16 protein-coding genes are annotated in these 20,952 nt (G+C 68.9%); 12 read left to right on the top strand and 4 right to left on the bottom strand.

Annotated features, from left to right (window positions below; all coding sequences use genetic code 11):
* Positions 1-7 precede the first annotated feature (7 nt).
* The 5 genes from ACFYWI_RS26100 to ACFYWI_RS26120 all read left to right on the top strand — a co-directional run bounded on the left by ACFYWI_RS26100 (position 8) and on the right by ACFYWI_RS26120 (position 7,159).
* Positions 8-1,588 carry a GMC oxidoreductase gene (locus ACFYWI_RS26100; protein ID WP_389236987.1) on the top strand — a complete coding sequence of 527 codons (1,581 nt, stop codon included), beginning with the start codon at positions 8-10 and terminating at the stop codon, positions 1,586-1,588.
* Between the two features lie 250 nt (positions 1,589-1,838).
* Positions 1,839-2,633, top strand: a complete 795-nt coding sequence (locus tag ACFYWI_RS26105) for an SDR family oxidoreductase (protein WP_389237049.1) — start codon at positions 1,839-1,841, stop codon at positions 2,631-2,633.
* 43 nt (positions 2,634-2,676) lie between these two features.
* The gene (locus ACFYWI_RS26110; protein WP_389236989.1) at positions 2,677-4,164 is read left to right on the top strand and encodes a cytochrome ubiquinol oxidase subunit I; all 1,488 of its coding nucleotides are present in this window, start codon (positions 2,677-2,679) and stop codon (positions 4,162-4,164) included.
* Positions 4,161-5,213: a cytochrome d ubiquinol oxidase subunit II gene (locus tag ACFYWI_RS26115; RefSeq protein WP_389236991.1), complete on the top strand. Its 1,053-nt coding sequence runs from the start codon at positions 4,161-4,163 to the stop codon at positions 5,211-5,213. Before ACFYWI_RS26110 ends, ACFYWI_RS26115 begins: the two co-directional genes overlap by 4 nt.
* A 158-nt stretch (positions 5,214-5,371) precedes the next feature.
* Positions 5,372-7,159: a cation:proton antiporter gene (locus ACFYWI_RS26120; RefSeq protein ID WP_389236993.1), complete on the top strand. Its 1,788-nt coding sequence runs from the start codon at positions 5,372-5,374 to the stop codon at positions 7,157-7,159.
* On the opposite strand, the gene ACFYWI_RS26125 is transcribed toward ACFYWI_RS26120, so the two are convergent.
* Positions 7,156-9,003, bottom strand: coding sequence for a glycoside hydrolase family 15 protein (locus tag ACFYWI_RS26125; RefSeq protein WP_389236995.1), 1,848 nt, complete (start codon positions 9,001-9,003; stop codon positions 7,156-7,158). The genes ACFYWI_RS26120 and ACFYWI_RS26125 overlap by 4 nt on opposite strands.
* 251 nt (positions 9,004-9,254) lie before the next feature.
* Here ACFYWI_RS26125 and ACFYWI_RS26130 point away from each other — a divergent pair, with 251 nt between their 5' ends.
* The 3 genes from ACFYWI_RS26130 to ACFYWI_RS26140 all read left to right on the top strand — a co-directional run bounded on the left by ACFYWI_RS26130 (position 9,255) and on the right by ACFYWI_RS26140 (position 12,608).
* Positions 9,255-10,553, top strand: coding sequence for a DUF2254 domain-containing protein (locus ACFYWI_RS26130; RefSeq protein WP_389236997.1), 1,299 nt, complete (start codon positions 9,255-9,257; stop codon positions 10,551-10,553).
* A gap of 144 nt (positions 10,554-10,697) precedes the next feature.
* Positions 10,698-12,056 (top strand): hypothetical protein, encoded by a 1,359-nt coding sequence (locus ACFYWI_RS26135; RefSeq protein WP_389236999.1) that lies wholly within the window; start codon positions 10,698-10,700, stop codon positions 12,054-12,056.
* A gap of 60 nt (positions 12,057-12,116) precedes the next feature.
* The gene (locus tag ACFYWI_RS26140; protein ID WP_389237001.1) at positions 12,117-12,608 is read left to right on the top strand and encodes a GNAT family N-acetyltransferase; all 492 of its coding nucleotides are present in this window, start codon (positions 12,117-12,119) and stop codon (positions 12,606-12,608) included.
* Between the two features lie 27 nt (positions 12,609-12,635).
* On the opposite strand, the gene ACFYWI_RS26145 is transcribed toward ACFYWI_RS26140, so the two are convergent.
* The gene (locus tag ACFYWI_RS26145; protein WP_389237003.1) at positions 12,636-13,307 is read right to left on the bottom strand and encodes an HAD family hydrolase; all 672 of its coding nucleotides are present in this window, start codon (positions 13,305-13,307) and stop codon (positions 12,636-12,638) included.
* Between the two features lie 396 nt (positions 13,308-13,703).
* Here ACFYWI_RS26145 and ACFYWI_RS26150 point away from each other — a divergent pair, with 396 nt between their 5' ends.
* From ACFYWI_RS26150 to ACFYWI_RS26160, 3 genes are all read left to right on the top strand, one after another.
* Positions 13,704-14,156 carry a hypothetical protein gene (locus ACFYWI_RS26150; protein ID WP_389237051.1) on the top strand — a complete coding sequence of 151 codons (453 nt, stop codon included), beginning with the start codon at positions 13,704-13,706 and terminating at the stop codon, positions 14,154-14,156.
* 219 nt (positions 14,157-14,375) lie between these two features.
* Positions 14,376-15,443, top strand: coding sequence for a 3-deoxy-7-phosphoheptulonate synthase (aroF, locus tag ACFYWI_RS26155; RefSeq protein ID WP_389237005.1), 1,068 nt, complete (start codon positions 14,376-14,378; stop codon positions 15,441-15,443).
* A gap of 356 nt (positions 15,444-15,799) precedes the next feature.
* The gene (locus ACFYWI_RS26160; protein WP_389237007.1) at positions 15,800-16,819 is read left to right on the top strand and encodes a ParB N-terminal domain-containing protein; all 1,020 of its coding nucleotides are present in this window, start codon (positions 15,800-15,802) and stop codon (positions 16,817-16,819) included.
* Between the two features lie 131 nt (positions 16,820-16,950).
* Here the strand turns inward: ACFYWI_RS26160 and ACFYWI_RS26165 are convergent, their stop codons facing one another.
* Both ACFYWI_RS26165 and hppD read right to left on the bottom strand, forming a co-directional pair.
* Positions 16,951-18,087 carry an alpha-hydroxy acid oxidase gene (locus ACFYWI_RS26165; protein WP_389237053.1) on the bottom strand — a complete coding sequence of 379 codons (1,137 nt, stop codon included), beginning with the start codon at positions 18,085-18,087 and terminating at the stop codon, positions 16,951-16,953.
* 31 nt (positions 18,088-18,118) lie between these two features.
* Positions 18,119-19,219 (bottom strand): 4-hydroxyphenylpyruvate dioxygenase, encoded by a 1,101-nt coding sequence (gene hppD / locus ACFYWI_RS26170; RefSeq protein WP_389237009.1) that lies wholly within the window; start codon positions 19,217-19,219, stop codon positions 18,119-18,121.
* Between the two features lie 252 nt (positions 19,220-19,471).
* Between hppD and ACFYWI_RS26175 the strand changes: the two genes are divergently transcribed.
* On the top strand, positions 19,472-20,629 hold the full coding sequence (locus ACFYWI_RS26175; protein WP_389237011.1) for a prephenate dehydrogenase: 1,158 nt from the start codon (positions 19,472-19,474) through the stop codon (positions 20,627-20,629).
* Positions 20,630-20,952: the final 323 nt, after the last annotated feature.

Consider the following 20,952-nt stretch of genomic DNA (forward strand, 5'->3'; position numbering starts at 1 on the left):
ACTCCCCGTGGGCGACTCCCCGCACTACGACATCATCATCATCGGTACCGGGGCCGGCGGCGGTACGCTCGCCCACCGGCTCGCCCCCTCCGGAAAACGGGTGCTCATCCTCGAACGCGGTGACTACCTCCCGCGCGAGCGCGACAACTGGGACTCCACCGCCGTATTCGTCAAAGGAAAATACCGGGCCCCGGAATTCTGGTTCGACAAGGACGGCAACGAGTTCCCGCCCGAGGTCAACTACTACGTCGGCGGAAACACCAAGTTCTACGGCGCCGCCCTCTTCCGGCTGAGGCCCGAGGACTTCGGCGAACTGAGGCATCACGACGGCATCTCACCCGCCTGGCCGATCCGTTACGAGGACCTGGAGCCGTACTACACCGAGGCCGAACACCTCTATCTGGTGCACGGGCGGCACGGCGAGGACCCCGGCGAGGGGCCGGTGAGCGCGCAGTACGCCTATCCGCCGGTCGAACACGAGCCCCGCATCCAGCGGTTGAGCGACGACCTGGAGAAGCGGGGTCTGCACCCCTTCCACCTGCCCATCGGGGTCAACCTGAGCCAGAACGGCAGGGGCGAGGCGACCCACTCCAGCGTGTGCATCCGCTGCAACCGGGTGGACGGCTTCCCGTGCCTGGTGCGAGGCAAGTCTGACGCCCAGGTGATCTGCGTGGAGCCCGCCCTGGAGCATCCCAACGTCGAGATGATCACCAACGCCCGGGTGGTCCGGCTGGAGACCGACCCGGCCGGGCGCCGCGTAAGCACGGTCCTCACCCGGCTGGCGGACGGCTCACCCGCCCGATACGCGGCGGACATCGTGGTCGTCGCCTGCGGGGCGGTCAACTCCGCTGCGCTGCTGCTCGCCTCGGCCAACGACCAGCACCCCCGAGGGCTGGCCAACAGTTCCGACGTCGTGGGCCGGCACTACATGCGGCACAACAACCTGGCCCTGATGGCCATTTCGAAGGAACCCAACGACACACAGTTCCAGAAGACCCTTGCCCTGCACGACTGGTATCTGGGCGCCGACGACTGGGACTACCCCCTGGGCGGAATCCAGATGCTCGGAAAGTCGGACGCCGAGCAGATCCACGGCGAGGCCCCGCGCTGGGCAGGAGCCGTGACCCCGGACATGCCCTTCGAAGTGCTGGCCCATCACGCCGTCGACTTCTGGCTCTGCGGCGAGGACCTCCCGCTGCCCGGCAATCGCGTCACCCTGGACGGCGACGGCAACATCCATCTGGCCCTCGACGAGAAGAACAACATCGCCGGTCTCAAACGTCTGCGGCACAAACTCCAGGGAATGCTCGGCCACTTGGGCATGCATGAGCACCACCTGCTGTCCCACAGCATCTATCTGCACAAGGGCATGCCCATCGGGGCCACCGCGCACCAGGCCGGCACCGTACGGTTCGGCGACGACCCCGCCACCTCCGCCCTGGACATCAACTGCAAGGCCCACGACCTGGACAACCTCTACGTGGTCGACACGAGCTTCTTCCCGAGCATCGGCGCGGTCAACCCGTCCCTGACGGCCATCGCCAACGCCCTGCGGGTCGGCGATCACCTCGTGGACCGTCTGGGCTGACGCCGCGCGCCGGGCGCTCGGGGCGGACCAGCGGTCGCCCCGGTCCGACCTGCTGGTCCGACCGGGCGAAGATGCTCCGCCGGGCGGCCCAACGTCAGCTCGCCGGGCACGCCGCCCTCCTGCGACGGTGATTCTGTGACGCTCCGGACCGGCCGGAACACGGCTCGGCGGCCCCCGGGGCCGTGCAGCGAGGAGGCAGGCAATCGTGAATTCCACTGCGGGAGCACCCCAGGGCGTGATCCCGACGCACCTGCTCAAGGGCCAGAAGGCACTGGTCACCGGCGCCAACTCCGGAATCGGCAAAGCGACGGCCATCGGTCTCGGCCGGGCCGGTGCCGATGTGGTCGTGAACTACGTGGCAGACCGTGAGGACGCGGAGAAAGTGGTCGAGGAGATCACCGCGTTCGGGGTGCGCGCGGCGGCGTACGAGGCCGACGTGTCCAAGGAGGACCAGGTCATCGCGATGATGGACCGGATGGTCGAGGAGTTCGGGACGATCGACATCCTGGTCGCCAACGCCGGACTGCAGCGCGATGCCCCGCTCACCGAGATGACCCTCGCCCAGTGGCAGAAGGTGCTGGACGTCAACCTCACGGGGCAGTTCCTGTGCGCCCGGGAAGCGACCAAGGAGTTCCTGCGCCGCGGGGTCGTCCCGGAGGTGTCCAGCGCGGCCGGGAAGATCATCTGCATGAGCTCGGTCCACCAGGTCATCCCCTGGGCGGGGCATGTGAACTACGCCGCCTCCAAGGGCGGCGTACAGATGATGATGGAGACCCTGGCCCAGGAGCTCGCCCCGCAGAAGATCCGCGTGAACGCGGTCGCCCCCGGGGCCATCAAGACGCCGATCAACCGGGACGCCTGGGAGACGGCCCAGGCCCGCGAGGATCTACTGCGGCTGATCCCCTACAAGCGTATCGGCGACCCCGCGGACATCGCCCATGCCGTCGTCGGCCTTGCCTCCGACCTCATGGACTACGTCGTGGGCACCACCCTCTACGTGGACGGCGGGATGACCCTCTTCCCCGGCTTCGCCACCGGCGGCTGACCTTCCCCGACCTCCTTGCGCCCTCCTCGCAGCAAAGGCATGTATGCACACCACGGTCACCCTGCTGGCGGACGCCCCGGCCCAAATGCTGCCGGCCAGATCGCTCATGGCCTTCACCCTCGCCTCCCACATCATCCTGGTGCCCATGGGAGTGGCGCTGCCGTTCATCACCCTCGTGATGCACTACCGCGGCCTGCGCCGAGACGACCCCACCGCCCTGCTGCTGGCGCGCCGCTGGTCGGCCGTCATGGCGGTGCAGTTCGCGATCGGTGTCGTCACCGGCACCGTACTGTCCTTCGAGTTCGGCCTGCTCTGGCCGGGACTGATGGGCAGGTGGGGCGATGTCTTCGGCATCGGGTTCGGCATCGAGGCCTGGGCGTTCTTCCTCGAAGCGGTGCTCATCGCCATCTATCTGTACGGCTGGCGCAGGCTGAAGCCGCGCACCCACTTCCTGCTCGGACTGCCGCTGCCGGCCGCCGCGCTGCTCGGGGCGTTCGGCATCCTGGCCGCCAACTCCTGGATGAACACGCCACAGGGCTTCACCCTCGACTCCGAGGGCAAGCCCACCGACGTGAACATCTGGAAGGCCATCTTCACCCCGATGTTCGGGCCGCAGTACTGGCACTTCGTGGTGGCGATGTTGGTGACCGCCGGCTACGTGGTCGCAGGCGTCTACGCCGTCGGATGGCTGCGCGGCCGCCGGGACCGCTACCACCGGCTCGGGTTCACCGTCCCCTTCACGATCGCCGCGGTGGCCACTCCGGTGCAGTTCATACTGGGCGACGCCATCGCCCGCTCGGTGTTCCACAAGCAGCCTGTGAAGTTCGCCGCCATGGAGATCGTCTGGAACACCGACACCCATGTGGCGGAGTACCTGTTCGGCCGTCTGCATCCGGATGGATCCATCTCCGGCGGCATCAAGATTCCGCAGCTCGACTCCATCCTGGCCGGCTTCAGCCCGGACACCAAGGTCACGGGTCTGACGTCCGTACCCGCCGACCAGCGACCGACGGCCACCCAGGCCACCATCGCCCACTGGGCCTTCGACCTCATGGTCGTGATCGGCTCCGTGCTGGTGCTGCTCGCCCTGTGGTACGGCCTGGTCTGGCTGCGGCAGCGCCGGCTGCCGGAGTCCAAGTGGTTCTACCGCGGAGCGGCCTGCGCGGGCGTCGCCTCCGTCGTCGCCGTCGAATGCGGCTGGATCGCCACCGAGGTGGGACGTCAGCCCTGGATCGTCTACCAGAACATGCGGGTCGCCGACGCGGTGACCTCGACCCGGTCCACCGGTCTGTGGATCATGTTCGGACTCGTCGTCGTGGTGTACGTGTTCGTCTTCGGCTCTTTCCTCGCCGTCCTGCTCAAGATGCGCACCCGCTGGCGGCTCGCCGACGAACAACAGGCGGCGGGACGACCGGGGGAGGCGCCGGAGACGGACACCCCCTACGGGCCCCGCTCCCCGGTCCCGGCCGGCGGCACACCGGCCTCCAGCGGTGACAGCGGGTCCGCGCCGCCCCGGGAGGGCCGGTCATGACCGCCGACCTGATCGCCGTCGTGCTGCTGCTCGTGGTGGCCGCCTACGCCTGCGCCGGCGGCACCGACTACGGGGCGGGCTTCTGGGACCTGACAGCCGGGGGCGCGAAACGCGGCAAGCGCCCCAGAGGGCTGATCGACCACGCGATGGCCCCGGTGTGGGAGGTCAACAACGTTTGGTTGATCTTCATCTTCGTCATCATGTGGACCGGCTTCCCCGTGCTGTTCCAGACCGTCTTCTCCGCGATGTGGCTGCCCCTGGCGCTGGCCGCCGTGGGTTTGGTCCTGCGCGGTGCCGGCTTCGCCCTGCGCAAGCCCAGCCGGCGGCTCGCCGGCCGGCGCCTGTACGGTGCCGTGTTCGCCATCGCTTCGCTCCTCACCCCGTTCTTCCTCGGCGCAGCGGTCGGCGGGGTTGCCTCCGGCAGGGTGTCACCGGGGACGGAGGCGGCGGCGGACGCCTGGTCCAACCCCACCTCCCTTCTCTTCGGCCTGCTCGCCGTCGCGGCAACGGCGTTCCTGGGAGCCGTGTTCCTGGCCGCGGACGCCCGGCGCTTCGACGCGCCCGATCTCGACGGCTACTTCCGGCGGCGAGCGCTCGGCGCTCTCGCCTGCGTCGCCGTACTGGCCGTGATCACGATGTTCGTCACCCACGGCGACGCGCCTCACGTGTGGCACGGCTTCACCCACGGCGTAGGGCTCGTCTTCGTGGTCCTGGCCGTGGTGGCCACGCTCGCCACCGGATGGCTGCTGCTGCGCCCGTCCGGCGACTGGTCCCGGATCACGGCCATCGGGGTCGTTGCGTCGGCCGTCATCGCCTGGGGCATGGCCCAGCGCCCGTACCTCATCCCCACCTCACTGACCGTTGCCGAGGGGGCGGGCGCTCCCACGACGCTGCGCTGGCTGGCGCTGGTCACGCTCGTGGCTGTGCTGTTGGTCATTCCGGCCGTCGTTTTCCTGTACTGGCTTGACACCCATGGAGAGCTGGAGGAACTCACCGACACCGATCTGCGGCGCGATGGCGCGAGCGGCCATGGTGCGCCGCAGGGCTGACCGTCCGGCTGCCGATTGGCCGCCGGCCGTGTCCGTTGGGCGAACGTACTTGGTCCGACCGGGTGGCTGCCTCGATGCCCGCCGAGGCGGGCGTGTGGTGCCCTCCGGCACGCGGTTGAATCCCACAGCGCGCCCGGAATTCGAGTAGGGAAGCTGCTGTGACCGACGACGAGATCCTCCTCGGCATCGCGCTCACGCTGGTTCTCGCCACCGGATCGCAGATCCTGGCGAGCAAGCTGAGAGTCCCCGCCCTGATCCTGCTGTTGCCGGTCGGGTTCGCCGCAGGTGCCCTGACCGATGTCATCCATCCGGACAAGCTGGTGGGGCCGGACTTCTCCGCTTTGGTGTCACTGTCGGTGGCGGTGATTCTGTACGACGCCGGTCTCGGGCTCGACCTGCGCAATCTCACCGGCCGCACACGCTGGATCGTGGGCAGGCTGCTGGTGTTCGGCGTGGTCCTGATCTTCCTGGTCGTCTCAGCGGTCGGCCCGGCCCTGTTCAGCATGCCGCTCAGGGTGGCGTCAATGCTGGGCACGATCCTTGTGGTGTCGGGCCCGACCGTTGTGGGTCCGCTGCTCGACTTTGTGCGGCCCACGGAGAAGGCGCGGCGCATCCTGATCTGGGAAGGAACACTGACTGACCCGATCGGCGGCATTCTCGGAGCACTCGTCTTCCACGCCATCGCCACGACGCACCGCATCGACATCGGCAGGGGATACCAACTCGGCCAGTTCCTCATCAGCATGAGCGTCGGCCTCGTGGGCGGGGCCGTGGGCACCGCATTGCTCTGGCTGACGCTGCGCACCCTCCGGCTCGGCGAAACGCTCGGCACCCTGGCACAACTGACCACGGTGATCGCCGTGTCGGCCGGGTGCGACATCATCCGCGACGACACAGGGCTCATCGCCGCGATCGTCACGGGACTGGCCGTCACCAACATCCGGGGCTTCGACATGCCCGCCCGCCGCCCCTTCTTGGGAACGCTGGTCCAGCTGATCATCGGCCTGTTGTTCGTCTCCATCTCGTCCACCGTCACCCCGGCGTCGGTAGTGCCCGTGCTCGTGCCTGCACTTGTCCTCATCACGATCCTCGTCCTGGTGGTGCGGCCGCTTGTGGCCTTCGCCGCCACCCGAGGTTCCGGCCTGGCCTTCAGGGAGCGGGCTTTCGTCGGGTGGATGGCACCGCGCGGCATCGTCGCGGCCTCCACCGCGTCGGCCTTCGCCGCTGCCCTCGTCGAGAAGGGGATTCCCGGCGCCACCAGGATCCTTCCGGTCACGTTCCTGGTGATCGTGGGAACGGTCCTGATCTACGCACTGACCGCCGCGCCCGTGGCCCGACGCCTGGGAGTGGTCAAACCCTCGGGCACCCGGCCACTGCTGGTGGGCGGTCATCCGTGGGTGATCGACTTGGGAAGGGCATTGCGGTCGGCCGGGCTCGACGTGCTCATGTGGGCGGGACTCGACGAGGAGCGGGAACGGATCAAGGACGCGGGGATCGAACTGGCCAAAGGAGACATGCTGGCCACGGCCACCAACCCCCGGGCACGACTGGAGGGCGTCACGGCCGTCCTCCTGCTCACCGACGACGACGATTTCAACGCGCTCGCCTCGGTCGTGGTGCAGGGCAACGTCGAAGGTCCTGTCTACCGGGTCGGACCACCGCACGACAGCCATGGCGTCGTCGCTCCCTACACAGGCGGCGACATCCTCTTCGGCACGTCACTCGTCCGGCACATTCTGGCGGCGCGCTACGAGCAGGGCGCCCGCATTCTGGTGCAGCCCGCATCCGAGCCGCTCCCGCCGGACCACGACATGCTGTTCGTGGTCCGTGCCGACGGCCGGCTCGAGCCGGTCACCGAGGCGCAGAAAGTCACCCCGCTCGAGGACGACACCGTCGTCCTGCTCGGCCCGGCCCCACCTGGGGACCGCATGTCGCCCTCGGGTTAGATCCCGCCGTCCCGCGCCCGGTTCAGGGTCGCGTCCAAGGTGATGGCCGCATCGATGAACGCCAGGTGGGTGAACGCCTGGGGGAAGTTGCCCAGTTGTCGCCCCGTCAGGTCGATCTCCTCGGAATAGAGACCCAGATGGTTGGCGTATGTCAGCATCTTCTCCAGTACGAGCCGTGCCTGATCGAGTCGTCCGGCCCGCGCCAGGGCATCGACGTACATGAACGTGCACAGGGAGAACGTGCCCTCGGAGCCGCGCAGCCCGTCCGGCGAGGCCTCGGGGTTGTACCGGTAGACCAGGCTGTCGGTGACCAGCTCCCGGTCCATCGCATTCAGGGTGGACTGCCACATCGGGTCGTCGGGAGTGATGAAGCCGACCGTCGGCGTCCGCAGCAGCGACGAGTCGAGCACATCACTGCCGTAGTGCTGGACGAAGGCCCCTCGCTCCGGATCCCAGCCCTGCGTCAGGACCTGCTCGTAGATCTTGTCCCGCTCACTGTTCCAGCGGTTGGAAGAGGCCGGCCGGCCGGTGGCGGCGGCAAGCCGAAGTGCCCGGTCGAAGGCGACCCAGGACATCACCCGGCCGTAGGTGAAGTTCTGGCGGCCGCCCCGGGTCTCCCACAGGCCCTCGTCGGGCCGGTCCCAGTGGTCGACCAGCCAGTCGAGGTTCGTGCGCAGCGAGGTCCAGCCGTGGTGGCCCAGCTGGATTCCGTGCCGATGGGCGAAGTAGATGCTGTCCAGCGCCTCGCCGTAGATGTCCAGTTGCAGCTGGGTCGCCGCGCCGTTGCCGATGCGTACCGGGGTGGAGCCCTGGTATCCCTCCCAGTGCTCCAGGATCTCCTCGACGAGGTCGGAGGAGCCGTCGACCCGGTACATGATGTTCAGCGGTCCGGTGTCGCCCTGGTTGCCGGCCTTCTCCTGGACCCGGTCACCGAGCCAGCGGATGAACGCGGTCGCCTCCTCTTTGAAGCCCAGCCCCAGCAACGCGTACACGGAGAAGGAAGCGTCGCGGATCCAGGTGAACCGGTAGTCCCAGTTGCGCTCGCCGCCCACCTGCTCCGGCAGCCCGGCAGTCGGGGCCGCCACCACGGCACCACTGGGTGCGTACGTCATCAGCTTCAGGGTCACGGCGGAGCGCTCCACCGCCTCCCGCCACCGGCCCGTGTAGCGGGACTGGCCGAGCCAGGACCGCCAGTACCGGACGGTGTCGTCGAAGAGGTCCTGGAACTCGGCGAGCCGGATCTCGTGAGGCGGCCCCTCGGCGGACGACTCCAGAACCAGGCCGCGCTGCTGACCGGCCTGCAGAGTCAGCGAGAAGCGCAGATCGTGGTCGCCCGTCAGGGGGGTGAGGAGCCGCTCGTCACCCGGTTCGCGGACCGGGTGAACAGTCAGCTCGAGGTCCTCCGATGCGAACACGGCTCCGTGCTCGGTGATGTGCAACTTGTGCGGCTTGCGGCCGTAGTCGAACCGCGGGGCGATGTCGATCTCGAAGGTCATACTGCCCCGCACGCATCGGAGCATACGGACCAGACGGTGGCGATCGGTGGCCGTGTGCCCGGTCACCGGCATGAAGTCGACCACTTCGCCGGCGCCGGCCTCGGTCATGAACCGGGTCACGAGAATCGCGGTATCCGGCAGGTACAACTGCTTGGTGGCATACGTCTTGTGGGCTGGTACGACCGTGAAATGCCCGCCCTTCTCCCGGTCCAGCAGGGCGCCGAACACGCTGGGCGAGTCGAACCGCGGGCAGCAGTACCAGTCGATGGTTCCCTCAGTGGTCACCAGTGCCGCGGTCTGCAGATCACCGATGAGCCCGTGATTTTCGATCGGCGGGTATTCGTCCATGGTGAGCCCCTTTCGGTGCCACCGTTCAGCTTAGGCAAGGAGTTTCCGACGGGCCTCCCGGAGCGTTCCCGCTGCACCGGTCCTGGTTCTGCGCCCGCCGAGGAACGGCATTACCGTGGAGACGAAGAAGTGCGGATACGCAGAGGGACCGCGGAAACGCGGGCCGTATTCCACCGCCGAATCCGGAGGCCGCTCGTGCTGTCGAGCCCTGCGCCGACACCCGGAAGGGGTGCGCATTTCGGGTGCAGCCGATGATGTCCTGGGCGGATGCCTTCCGGCTGCGGCAGTACGCCAAGGCGAGTCTGTGGATCGTTCCGCTGTTCGGGCTCGTCCTCGGTGCTGTTCTTGCCGAGGCCGCTCTCGCAGCAGAGGACGCGGACTGGGTGCCCGGGAATTGGCGATATTCTGCGACGACCGCGAGCAGCGTGCTCAGCTCCATCGTCGGGGCCATGGTCGCCCTGCTCGGATTCGTGGTCACCATCGGCGTACTCGTCGTGCAGCAGGCCACGGGTGCACTGTCCCCCCGTTACATGCGCCTCTGGTACCGCGACCGCCTGCAGAAGGCCGTGCTGGCCACGTTCACCGGGACATTCGCATTCGCCTTCTCCTTGCTGCGCACCATCGAGTCGGGCTCCGTCCCCGACCTCGGAGTCACCCTGGCCGGGGTGGCCGTCGCCGTCAGCCTGCTGCTTCTGCTGGTCTACCTCAACCGGTTCACCCACAACCTCCGGCCGGTCGCCATCGCCGACCTGGTCGGACGTATGGGGGAGAAGGTCCTCACCCAAGGGGCGGCGCAGATCCGCAGCTCCGCGGCAGCCGATGGCGCGCTACCCGCGCTGCCGGGCGGTCCGGTCCTGCACGTCCGGTCCGAACGAGGCGGAGCCGTCCAGGCACTCAACGCGGCCGCTCTGAAGGCCGCCGCGGTGCGCCACGACTGCGTCTTCGTGGTGGCCCACCCAGTCGGCGACTTCGTACCGCCCGGCGCCGTCCTCATCGAGGTCCACGGCGGCGCCTCGGCACCCGACCCGGCGAGGGTGACCGGCTTCGTCGCCCTCGGTGCCGAGCGGACCATCGAGCAGGACCCCGCCTTCGCCCTGCGCGTTCTCGTCGACATCGCCATCCGTGCGCTCTCCCCGGCCGTGAACGACCCCACGACCGGCGTCCAGGTGCTCAACCACATCGAAGCGTTCCTTCACACGGTCGGCAGGGCCGAACTCCGCGGGCACTATGTGCTCGTCGACGAGCACGATCGGCCGCGCCTGGTGGTGCCGGGCCGGGCCTGGGAGGACTACCTCCAGCTCGCGGTCACCGAGATCCGTGAGTACGGGGCGACATCCCTCCAGATCTGCAGACGGCTCCGCGCGCTGCTGGAGGGCCTGCTCGAGACCCTGCCGGACGAGCGCCTCCCGGCCGTCCGCGTAGAGCTCGATCTCCTCGAGGACGCGGTCGAGCGGGTGTTCACCGACCCTCTGCGCCGCGCCACGGCGCAAACGGCCGACCCGCAGGGCATCGGCGGCGGGCGGCGTCCGAAGAGCACACCACCCGGATGAACCTGCCGCCTGCGGCGGTGGCCGAGGCGCAGGTGCGGCGTGATGACTCTGCCGTTCACTCGCGCGGGTGCGGAGCGCTCGCGTGTGCCTGTCCCGCAGGGTCTGCTGGCAACGAACCCACAGGAACAAAGGGGAGGAAGCGCCATGGCGGACGACGGAGCAGCGGGTCCCGGTGCCGAGCCGTCCGGCACACCCGGCCGGGCCGACGACGGACGCTCCGAACTGGAGCAGCTGCACACACGTATCGCCGCGCTTGAAGCCGACAAGGAGGCCCGCGCCCCCCGGCACCGGTGGCGCTCCTTCTTCGCGGCGCTGCTCATCGTCATCGGCTGCATCCTCGCGCCGCTGGCCGCCGTCGCCGCCTGGACGGCGGACGAGGTGGGGGACACGGACCGCTACGTCGACACGGTCGCCCCGCTCGCCTCCGACCCGGACATCCAGAACGCCGCGGCGAACCGGGTCACCGACGCGGTGATGGAACACATCGATCTCCCGAGCCTGCTGGAGGGCGTGGCGCCCGCGGACCGGCCGCTCGCCGAGAAGGCGCTCGGCAGGATCGGCGACTCGCTGGAGAGCGCGGTCCGCAGTTTCGTCCACGACAAGTCGGAGGAGATCATCGCCTCCGACACCTTCGAGAACATCTGGATCCAGGCCAACCGCCGGATCCACGCCGCAATCGAGAAGGCCCTGACGGGCAGCGGCGGCGGCGCGGTGAAGATCAACAACGACTCGGTCACCGTCGACCTCGGGCCGGTCGTCGACCAGGTCAAGCAACGACTCGTCGACGAAGGAATGACGGTCGCCGCGAAGATCCCCGAAGTGCACACCGACTTCACGGTGCTGCGCGCCGACAACATCGGCAAGGTCAAGACCTACTTCCGGGTTCTGCAGATCGCCGGCTTCTGGCTGCCTGTTCTCTCCGTGGTGCTGATCGCCGCGGGGGTCCTGCTGTCCGCTCACCGCCGGCGCGTTCTCGTGGTCGCCGCGCTCGCCTTCGCCTTCGCCATGGTGCTGCTGGGCGTGGGCCTGACCGTCTTCCGTGTGGTGTATCTGAACGCGCTGCCCGACACCGTCTCCCAGCCCGCGGCCGAGTCCGTCTACGACACGCTCACCCGCTACCTGCGCACCACGGTTCGGATGGGTGTGACACTCGGCGTGGTGATCGCCCTGGCCGCATGGCTGAGCGGTCCCGGCCGGTGGGCGGAATTCGTACGGCAGTCGTGGCACTCCGGCATCGCTGCCGTCCGCTCGACCGCCGACCGCGCGGGCATGCGCACCGGTCCGGTCGGACCGTTCCTCCAGCGCCACCGGAAGTGGATCACCTGGGTCCTGGTCGGCCTGGCCGTCCTGACGTACATCCTGTGGAGCTACCCCACGGCCTGGGTCGTCGTCGGCATCGCATTGGTCTGGCTCTTCGCGATGGCGCTGGTCGAGTTCCTCGCGGGGGACGGGACGCGGGAAACGCCGCAGGGAGCGCACTCGCACAGGTCGCCCGCACACTGAACGAAACGGCTCCCAGGGGCCGGAGCCATCCACGACTGCGCCCTCTCGTAACGTTTTCCCATGCCCGCACTCCAGCGCCTTCGCCTCGACCACGCCCCGGCTCTGCTCACCTTCGAACAGGAGAACCGGGCCTACTTCGCAGCGTCGGTTCCCGACCGTGGCGACGACTACTTCGGCCATTTCGACGCACGGCACAGCAGCCTGCTCGCCGAGCAGGCCGCCGGGCTGCACCACTTTCACCTGCTGGTGGGCGACGGTGGCGAGGTGCTGGGGCGGGTCAACCTGATCGATGTGTCGGACGGCTGCGCCGAACTCGGGTACCGGATCGCGGAGAAGGCCGCTGGTCAAGGCCTGGCCACGAGCGGTGTCCGCCAGGCATGCGCCCTGGCCGTCACGGAGTACGGGCTGACCACGCTGCGGGCAGTGACGACGCTGGACAACGCCGGCTCGCGAGCGGTTCTGGTCCGTACGGGATTCGTACCCACCGGCGAGATCCTGCTGGACGGGCGCCCGGGGCTCGACTACGTGTGGAAGTCGGGCCGGAGCGGATAGGGATCCTCCCGGCGAGCCGGCCGGCGCTCAGGTCCCCGCAGGTTCGTCGGCCAGGCCCGGCATCAGGGCGGCGAGTTGTTCTCGGGTCCGGGACGGGTCGACATGGAGCACGGCATGCAGGCCCAGGGTGGCCGCGGCCGAGACATTGGGCTGGGCGTCGTCGACGAACACCGCCTCGTCCGCCGCGGCGCCCGCCTGTTCGAGCGCCAGCCGGTAGATCCTCGGATCCGGCTTGCGCAGCCCCACCTCGCCCGAGATCACCACGGCGTCGAAGAGCTCGGCGAGCAGTCTCCGTGGGTAGGTGTTCCCCCAGCTGTTGGAGAGCAGCACCGTGCGTATGCCGAGGGCTCGCAGGTCGCGGACCAGCGCGATCATCTGCGCATCGGCCCTCATCTCGCCGAACAGGCGGTCGAGCAGTCCCTCCGCCACCACCGGGGAGCCGTCATGGGTGACCAGTTCGGCCGCCATGCGGCGCTCGAACTCCTCGACCGGCATCTCGCCGGTCTCCAGCAGGTGGACAGGCGTGCCGCCCCGCGCCGACCGGGACATCCATGCCTTGAGCACACGGGAGAAGGTCGCCGGGCGGATACCGTCCCGACGTAGCCAGGCGTCGATGCTGTGGCGTACCGGGGTGGTCAGCACGCCGCCGTAGTCGAACAGGACCGCCGTGGGTGTCCTGCCGACGGATATGTCTCCCATGCTGATCCTCGTTTCTCTCGTCTGTCGCCGCGTCGCCGCGTCAGCTCGCCGGACACAGGGGCAACGCTGCCCGAATTCAAGGTACCGACCGCTTAGTATGCCTGGTCGACCGGCCTGTCGCTCGAGAATCGGGCGTTACACGCTGCCGTTGCACGGGAAGACCGAGCGAGCGCTCAGACGGCCACGGTGCTGGTGCAACGGCCGGGCCGCGACGTCGTCCCACCCGTGTGCCGCACCGAGAAGTCATCGATGTGTACGGCCGACTTCCGGCCACCGGCCGGGTGAGGAGCACCCACGGCACCCAGATGAGGGACGCCGTCATCGTCGAGGCCGTCCGGACGCCGGGGCGGGCGGTTCGCTCGCCGAGATCCACCCCGTGACCTCGCGGCGCACATACTGCGCTCCCTCGCCGAGCGGACAGGCGTCGACCCCGCGCTGGTCGATGACGTGGTCCGGGGCTGTGTCAGCCAGGTGGGCGAGCAGCCGGTCAACATCGACCGCAACGCTGTCCTCGCCGCGGGGTGGCCGGAGAGGGTTCCCGGCACGGTGGTGGAGCGGCAGCGCGGATCCAGCCGGCAGGCCGTGCACTTCGCCGGCGTCCGGGGTGGTCTCCGGTCGGTACGACCTGGTGGTCGCCGGTGGTGTCGAGTCGATGAGCAGGGTCCCGACGGGGCGGTGGTCACCGCGGGTCCCGTCCTGCCCTTCGGCCCGAAGATGGGTGCGCGATACGGCGGCGTCCAGTTCAACCAGGACGTCGGCGCGGAGATGATCGCCGAGAAGCGGGGCCCTGTCCCGCCGGGCGATGGACGAGTACGCAGCCCGGTCCCAGGAGCCGGCGGCATCCGCTAAGGCCTGCAGACCATGTGCGAGGGCGGCGGCACGGCCAATGCCACCATCCTCGAACTTCTCTGACATCGCCAGGCTTTTCACCTCCTGACCACAATGCCATTTCCGGTAGGTGTTCCCGGCGTGTCACGGGAACATTGTGGATTGCATCCGCCGCTCCTACGATGGCGATATTCGCGGTGGTTCCACGGAATAACTCCGTGGAGAAAAGGAGGAGAGCTCATGGTCGTAGTGATGGCTCCCGAGGCGACGCAGCAAGACATCGATGCCGTTGTCCGGTTAGTTCGCACGGCCGGCGGAGACGCTTTTGTCAGCCGCGGAGTATCGCGGACGATCGTCGGTCTGGTCGGAGATGTCGACGACTTCGAGGCGTTGAATCTGGGCAGCCGTAACGGTGTGCTCCAGGTGATGCGGGTGTCCGTACCGTACAAGCTGGTCAGCCGCGAACACCATCCTGCCCGCTCGGTGATCAGGGTGGGGGGCGTGCCGATCGGCCCGGACACGATGAGCGTGATAGCCGGGCCGTGCGCGGTGGAGACGCCGGAGCAGACGCTCGAGGCCGCGAGGATGGCCATGGAGGCCGGCGCTTCACTGCTGCGGGGGGGCGCGTTCAAGCCACGGACCTCTCCCTACTCCTACCAGGGGCTCGGCGAGGCGGGACTGAGGATCCTCGCCGATGTGCGGGCCGAGACGGGACTGCCGGTCGTCACCGAGGTGATCGACCCGGGCAGCGTGGACATGGTCGCCTCGTACGCCGACATGCTGCAGATCGGCGCCCGCAACATGCAGAACTTCGCGCTGCTCCAGGCGGTCGGCCGGTCCGGCAGGCCGGTGCTGCTCAAGCGCGGCTTCAGCGCCACGATCGAGGAGTGGCTGAGTGCCGCGGAGTACATCGCCCAACGCGGCAACCTCGACATCGTGCTGTGCGAGCGCGGCATCCGCACATTCGAGACCGCGACCCGTAACACCCTCGACATCAGCGCGGTGCCCGTGGTGCAGCGGCTGTCGCATCTGCCGGTGATCGTCGACCCCTCGCACTCCGGCGGGCGCCGCGACCTGGTTCTGCCGCTGACCCGCGCCGCGATCGCGGCCGGCGCGGACGGCGTGCTCATCGATGTCCACCCCGAGCCGAGGACGGCACTCTGCGACGGCGACCAGGCGCTCTTCGGATCCGACGCCCGGGAGATCGCCGACGTCGTCACGATCCTGTCGCCGCTGATGGGCCGCACTCTCACGATGCCCGCCTCCGACCGCGTCCCCACCGCGCGCAGGGTGGTCCCGGCAGGCTGAGCACCGGGCCGGCTGCCGACGGCCGGGCGTCCGTTCTCGGGCGGTGATCGCACACCTGCTCGGACACCCCCTAGAGGTAGGGGGCCGTAGGGGTCGACAGCTAAGGGTTAGGCAGGGGTTACGACTCCCAAACAGCGGCTGTTAATTTTTCTCACATCTGACGGAAGAATATTCCATCGCTCAGATGTTCTGCACCAAAGCGTCCTGGGGGGAGTCGAAGGGCATTGGTAACGAGCCGGTTCTATCAATCCGATCCGAACCACTTCAGACTTATCGCGGTCGGCCGCAGCGGTCAAGAAAGCATCCTGGACTTCAGGGCTTCTGACTCGTTAATCGTGAGTTCGTGAGGAGCTGGGGTGGCGACCGTAGCAGAGGGAACAAGTCAGCAGCCCGTTGTGGAAGTCGAGCTGAGCTCGCTGAGCCTGGCCGGCTCACCGCGGCTTTCCGGTGAGAGACCCGAACATGTGCAGCTCCTCGCGGCTGCGCAGACCCCGCTTCCGCCCATCACCGTGCACCGGGCGACCATGAAAGTCATCGACGGTTTTCACCGCCTGAAAGCGGCCAGGCTGCGCGGTGAGGACACGATCGCCGTCAGGTTCTTCGACGGCGACGACGCCGAGGCTTTCGTACTCTCGGTCAAACTCAACGTCACGCACGGTCTGCCCCTGGCCCTGGCGGACCGCAAACGTGCCGCCGAGCGCATCATCGCGTCGCATCCACAGTGGTCCGACCGGAGGGTGGCCTCGGTCACCGGTATCTCGCCGGGGACCGTGGGCGACATCCGTAAGCGGATCGTCCGCGGAGCGGAGCCGGAGATCAGGGTCGGCCAGGACGGCAGGCTCCGGCCGATCGACGGGAGCGCGGGCCGCACGCTCGCGGGTGAACTCCTCATCGAAAACCCGGGCCTGTCCCTGCGTCAGGTCGCTCGGGCGGCCGGTATCTCGCCCGAGACGGCACGCGATGTTCGCAACCGTCTGCGCAACGGCGAGGATCTGCTGCCGAAGCGGCGCAAAAGGAAGTCGGCGGCCGCCGCGGACGCGCAGGCCCCCGGAAGCAACAACCTTGTCGTGCACAAGGAGTTCGGCGGACCGGGGCCTGCCAGGGCGTCCGGTCGGCCCCGGGGGGAGCCGGCCCCCGACCGCGCCGCCCTCGTCAAGCGCCTGAAGGCGGATCCGGCGCTGCGCTTCACCGAAACCGGACGGAATCTGCTGCGCCTCCTGGCTCTGCACACTCTGCGGAAGGAGGAGTGGGACGCGATCATCAGCAATGTCCCGCCGCACTGCAGTGACATCGTCGCCGACCTTGCCCGGCAGTTCGCCGATCTGTGGTCGGAGTTCGCCGTGCGGGTGAAGGAGGACATGGCACAGATCGGCTGAGGACAGCCTTCTCGCGATGTCCGAGCGTGGAAAATGAGCGGTTGGACGACCCGTGGGGCGGTCTTCCTCCATCGACGTCCACAACGACTCAGGGTCCTTTCGCCGCGAGGCGAAAGGACCCTGAGTCATTGTCACGTCTCGGCGCGGACCCGTGGTCCGCCGGGGGCGAACGGCCTCTCCGGCGAACCGTCGCCGCGCACGGTGCGCAGCCGCGCGGCGGCGGCAACCCGGTCGCAGCCCGAGAGCCCGAGGGCGTCCCGGAGTTCGTCGGCCAGCAGGTCGAGCACCCGCCGTGCACCGGCTTCCCCCGCCGCGGCCAGCCCCCACATCAGGGGACGGCCGACCAGCACACCGCGCGCGCCCAGAGCCAGGGCCCGCAGGACGTCGGTGCCGCTGCGGATGCCGCTGTCCAGCAGGACCTCACAGCTGCCGCCGACGGCCCGCACCACCTCGGGCAGCGCGTCGATGCTGGGGACCGCGCCGTCGAACTGGCGGCCGCCGTGGTTGGAGACCACGACGGCATCGACACCGAACTCGACGGCACGAAGCGCGTCTTCGGGCGCCAGCACTCCTTTCAGCACCAGCGGCAGCGCGGTGTGCCGGCGCAGGGCCGCGACGCAGGACCACGTCAGGGCGGGGGAGAACGTCTGGGTGGTGTGGGCGGCGACCGCGGAGGCGTTCGCGGACCGCTGATGCGCGGTTGCACCGGTCGTGATGTTGGCCGCCCGTACATGCCCGGGCAGCACGAACCGGTTGCGTAGGTCCCGAAGGCGGCGGCCCATCCAGGGCACATCGACGGTGAGCACGATCGCCTGGCAGCCGGCATCCTCGGCCCTGCGGACCAGTCCCAGGGACTGGTCCGTGTCCCGGAGCCAGTAGAGCTGGAACCAGAGCGCCGCGCCGGCCGCCGCGATCTCCTCGATCGGGACGCTGCTCAGTGTGCTCGCGGTGAACGGGACGCCGGCCGCCTTGGCGGCGCGGGCGGCGGCGAGTTCGCCGTCGGGGTGCACCAGCCGGTGATAGGCGATCGGCGCGACCGCCACCGGCAGGCCGGCAGGGCGGCCGAGCAGGGTGGTGTCGGTCGTGACCTGGGAGACGTCCGTGAGCACCCGGGGGACGAAGCGGACGCGGTCCAAGGCGGTGCGGTTGGCCTCGAGTGCCGTCTCGTCACCGCTGCCTCCCGCCACGAAGTCCCAGACATCGGGGGGCAGGACCGAGGCGGCGGCGTGCTCGAAGTCGGCCAGGCACAGCGCCGTCCCCGGCGCCATCGTCCCGGGCGCCGTCGTCCCGCGGTACGTGTCACCCCTTGAAGCCACCCTGCCCCGTCCTCTCCAGCTCCACGGCCTCGTACAGCGCCTTGATGTTGGAACTGCCGAAGGTCTCGGCGCCCTGCCGTTCGATGACCTCGAAGAACAGGGTGTGCCGCGGGTGGACCGAGGCGGTGAAGATCTGGAACAGCTGCCCGCCGTGGTCCTCGTCCGCGAGCACGTTCGTCGCGCGCAAGTCCTCCAGCCGCTGCTGGGCCAGGCTGATCCGCTTGCCCAGGAGGTCGTAGTAGGCCGGGGGCGTGGTGAGGAAGGTGACTCCGCGCCGGCTCAGGGCCCGTACCGAGCGGACCGCGTCCGGCGAGGAGAAGGCCAGGTGCTGGACGCCGGATCCCTGGTGCCCCTTGAGGAACTCGTCTATCTGGCCGGGGTCCGCCGTCGGGTCGGGCTGAATGAGCGTCAGGGTCACCGTGCCCGACGCGCTCTGTACGACCTGTGACTCCATGGCCTGCTTGCCGACGACGATGCGCTCCTCGAAGATGTCCCGGAACCCCAGGGCGTCGCGGTAGAAGGCGACCGTGGGCTCCAGGTCGCCGGTGTTGAGGCATACCGCGATGTGGTCGATGTCGAGCAGGCCCACGTCGTCCGCCCGGTCGCCGGCCGAGCGCAGCGCCGGGACGAATCCGGCGGGCAGCCCCGGTCCCTCACCGGGCTCTCGCTGCACGAGCGTATGGACGACGTCCCCGAAACCCTGGATCGCGGCCGTGACGACGGGACCGGCGCCCGCGTGCCGGGTCGGCCGACGGTGGAGGCGGGCGCCGCCCGTGACCGCGGCGCTCAAGGCCGCTTCCACATCGGCGGTTCGCAGGGCGATGTCGGCGACCCCGTCGCCGTGCGAGGAGACGTACGCGGATGCCGGATGCTGGTCCGAAGTCGCCTCGGTGAGCACCAGCGTGATCCGCCCGTGGCGCAGGGCGATACTGCGGTGGTCCGCGGAACCTCCGGTGCCGACCACGGTGAAGGCGTAGCGGTCGACCCAGTTGAAGGCCGCCGACTCCAGGTGTTCGACGTACATCTCGACGTAGTCGACGCTGAGATCCCCGAGCGGATCCGCTACCTTCGACAAATCCCTCATGAGTGTCCCCCAACCGGGAAAAGAACCGAGTTTCTCGAACTGTAGGGTCCCCATTGCGGATCTGGCCATGGACGGACCCGTGAGCCGGTTGGACGGCCCGGTCGAAAGGGTTCGGAAGAAAGAGGAGAACGCTCAATTCCGGTCTCCGTACATGCGGTCGAGCATTCCGGTCAAGGTCTGGCAGTCGCTCGGTGCCATATATAGGCTCGGGCGCGAATTTCCGTTTATTGTCACGGTATTTCGAACGGGGTGATGTTGGTGATTCGCGCCATGGCCGTCATCGGTACGGGTCTGATCGGTACCTCGGTCGCGCTCGCCGCGAGCCGGCAGGGGGTGACCGTGTTCCTGTCCGACCGGAACCCCGTGGCCGCCCGGACGGCCGCCGCCTTGGGCGCGGGACGGGCCGAGGACCCGCCCGAGCCGGTGGATCTGGCCGTGCTCGCGGTCCCGCCCAGCCACATCGGAGCCGTGCTGGCCGAGCTCCAGAAGCGCGAACTGGCCCACAGCTACACCGATGTGGCGAGCGTGAAGTCGGGGCCGGAACGGGCCGCGTTGCACCACGCGCCCGACCCGTCCCGCTACATCGGCGGGCATCCGCTGGCCGGCCGGGAACGCTCGGGTCCGCTCGCCGCCCGCGCCGATCTGTTCCAGGGCCGCCCCTGGGCACTCACCCCGTCCCCGCTGACGTCGGATGCGGCGTTGCGCCATGCCCGTGAACTGGTGGCGCTGTGCGGCGGGGTTCCCGTCGTGACGCAGTGCCAGGTCCACGACGACGCCGTTGCGCTGACCTCCCACGTACCGCATCTGGTCGCCAGCCTGATGGCGGCACGGCTGCGGGAAGTTCCGGAGGAGGTGTCGCGGTTCGCCGGCCAGGGCCTGCGGGACGTCACACGGATCGCGGCCGGCGACTCCCTGCTGTGGGGGGACATCCTTCAGGCCAACGCCGCCTCCATCGTCGGGGTCGTCAAAGACCTGCACGAGGATCTGGCCCGGCTGGTGGCGGCGCTGGACGCGCTTGCCGAGCCGGACGGCGCCGAACGGGTTCGCGGAATGCGGACGGTGGTGGATCTGCTCGACCGAGGCATCGCCGGTCTGGCCGAGATCCCGAACGCCCGCCGCGGCACCTCGGTCGAGGACATCCCGGTCCGTGCGGCCGTCGCGGATCGTCCGGGGGAGCTCTCGCGGATGCTGGACGCCCTCGCGGACTTCGGCGTCGACGCGGATGACGTGACAGTCGAGGACGCCGCCGCCGGGGAAATCGGATTCACCGTGGCGTTCGCCGTCCCGGCTCGCGTTGCCGACCGCGTGGTGGCCGAACTCATGGCCGAAGGGTGGGCCGCGGGACCGGAGAGCGGCGCACGCCCGGGATGGTCCGAAGAGGGGTCGGCACTGCCCGCCGTTCGAACGTGAGTCTCCGGACCGGCTGTTTCTCCAACCGGTGCGTCCCCATTCCACTTGATCTTGGTGGGTAAGGAATTCGCGCCATGTCTAAAAAGCGTCGATGTGATCTGACTCTCGGTGGCCGAAAGGTGCCCACGCTTTGATGGAAAGAGTCGCTACTCTGTGTTGAGGTGTGCCTCTCTCCACGCAACGTGCCGGTCGCGACCCCCCACAAGTCCAGTCGTTACAGGTCAGAAGAATTTTCTTCTTTCTTCTCACTTGTTGGACAGCCCGCGCGACAGCGCACGGAGTTGAATCGCTTTGCGCCGGAGCGCGCACAGAAGGTACGGGGG

This window comes from Streptomyces sp. NPDC002889 (genome assembly GCF_042888425.1).
Lineage (GTDB): Bacteria > Actinomycetota > Actinomycetes > Streptomycetales > Streptomycetaceae > Streptomyces.

Bases quoted from the DNA above. Each gene is read 5' to 3' on its own strand.
- ACFYWI_RS26110 (WP_389236989.1), top strand. From the start codon at position 2,677: ATGCACACCACGGTCACCCTGCTGGCGGACGCCCCGGCCCAAATGCTG.
- ACFYWI_RS26115 (WP_389236991.1), top strand. From the start codon at position 4,161: ATGACCGCCGACCTGATCGCCGTCGTGCTGCTGCTCGTGGTGGCCGCC.
- ACFYWI_RS26125 (WP_389236995.1), bottom strand. From the start codon at position 9,003: ATGGACGAATACCCGCCGATCGAAAATCACGGGCTCATCGGTGATCTG.
- ACFYWI_RS26130 (WP_389236997.1), top strand. From the start codon at position 9,255: ATGATGTCCTGGGCGGATGCCTTCCGGCTGCGGCAGTACGCCAAGGCG.
- ACFYWI_RS26135 (WP_389236999.1), top strand. From the start codon at position 10,698: ATGGCGGACGACGGAGCAGCGGGTCCCGGTGCCGAGCCGTCCGGCACA.
- ACFYWI_RS26140 (WP_389237001.1), top strand. From the start codon at position 12,117: ATGCCCGCACTCCAGCGCCTTCGCCTCGACCACGCCCCGGCTCTGCTC.
- ACFYWI_RS26145 (WP_389237003.1), bottom strand. From the start codon at position 13,307: ATGGGAGACATATCCGTCGGCAGGACACCCACGGCGGTCCTGTTCGAC.
- aroF (WP_389237005.1), top strand. From the start codon at position 14,376: ATGGTCGTAGTGATGGCTCCCGAGGCGACGCAGCAAGACATCGATGCC.
- ACFYWI_RS26165 (WP_389237053.1), bottom strand. From the start codon at position 18,087: ATGGCGCCGGGGACGGCGCTGTGCCTGGCCGACTTCGAGCACGCCGCC.
- hppD (WP_389237009.1), bottom strand. From the start codon at position 19,219: ATGAGGGATTTGTCGAAGGTAGCGGATCCGCTCGGGGATCTCAGCGTC.
- ACFYWI_RS26175 (WP_389237011.1), top strand. From the start codon at position 19,472: ATGTTGGTGATTCGCGCCATGGCCGTCATCGGTACGGGTCTGATCGGT.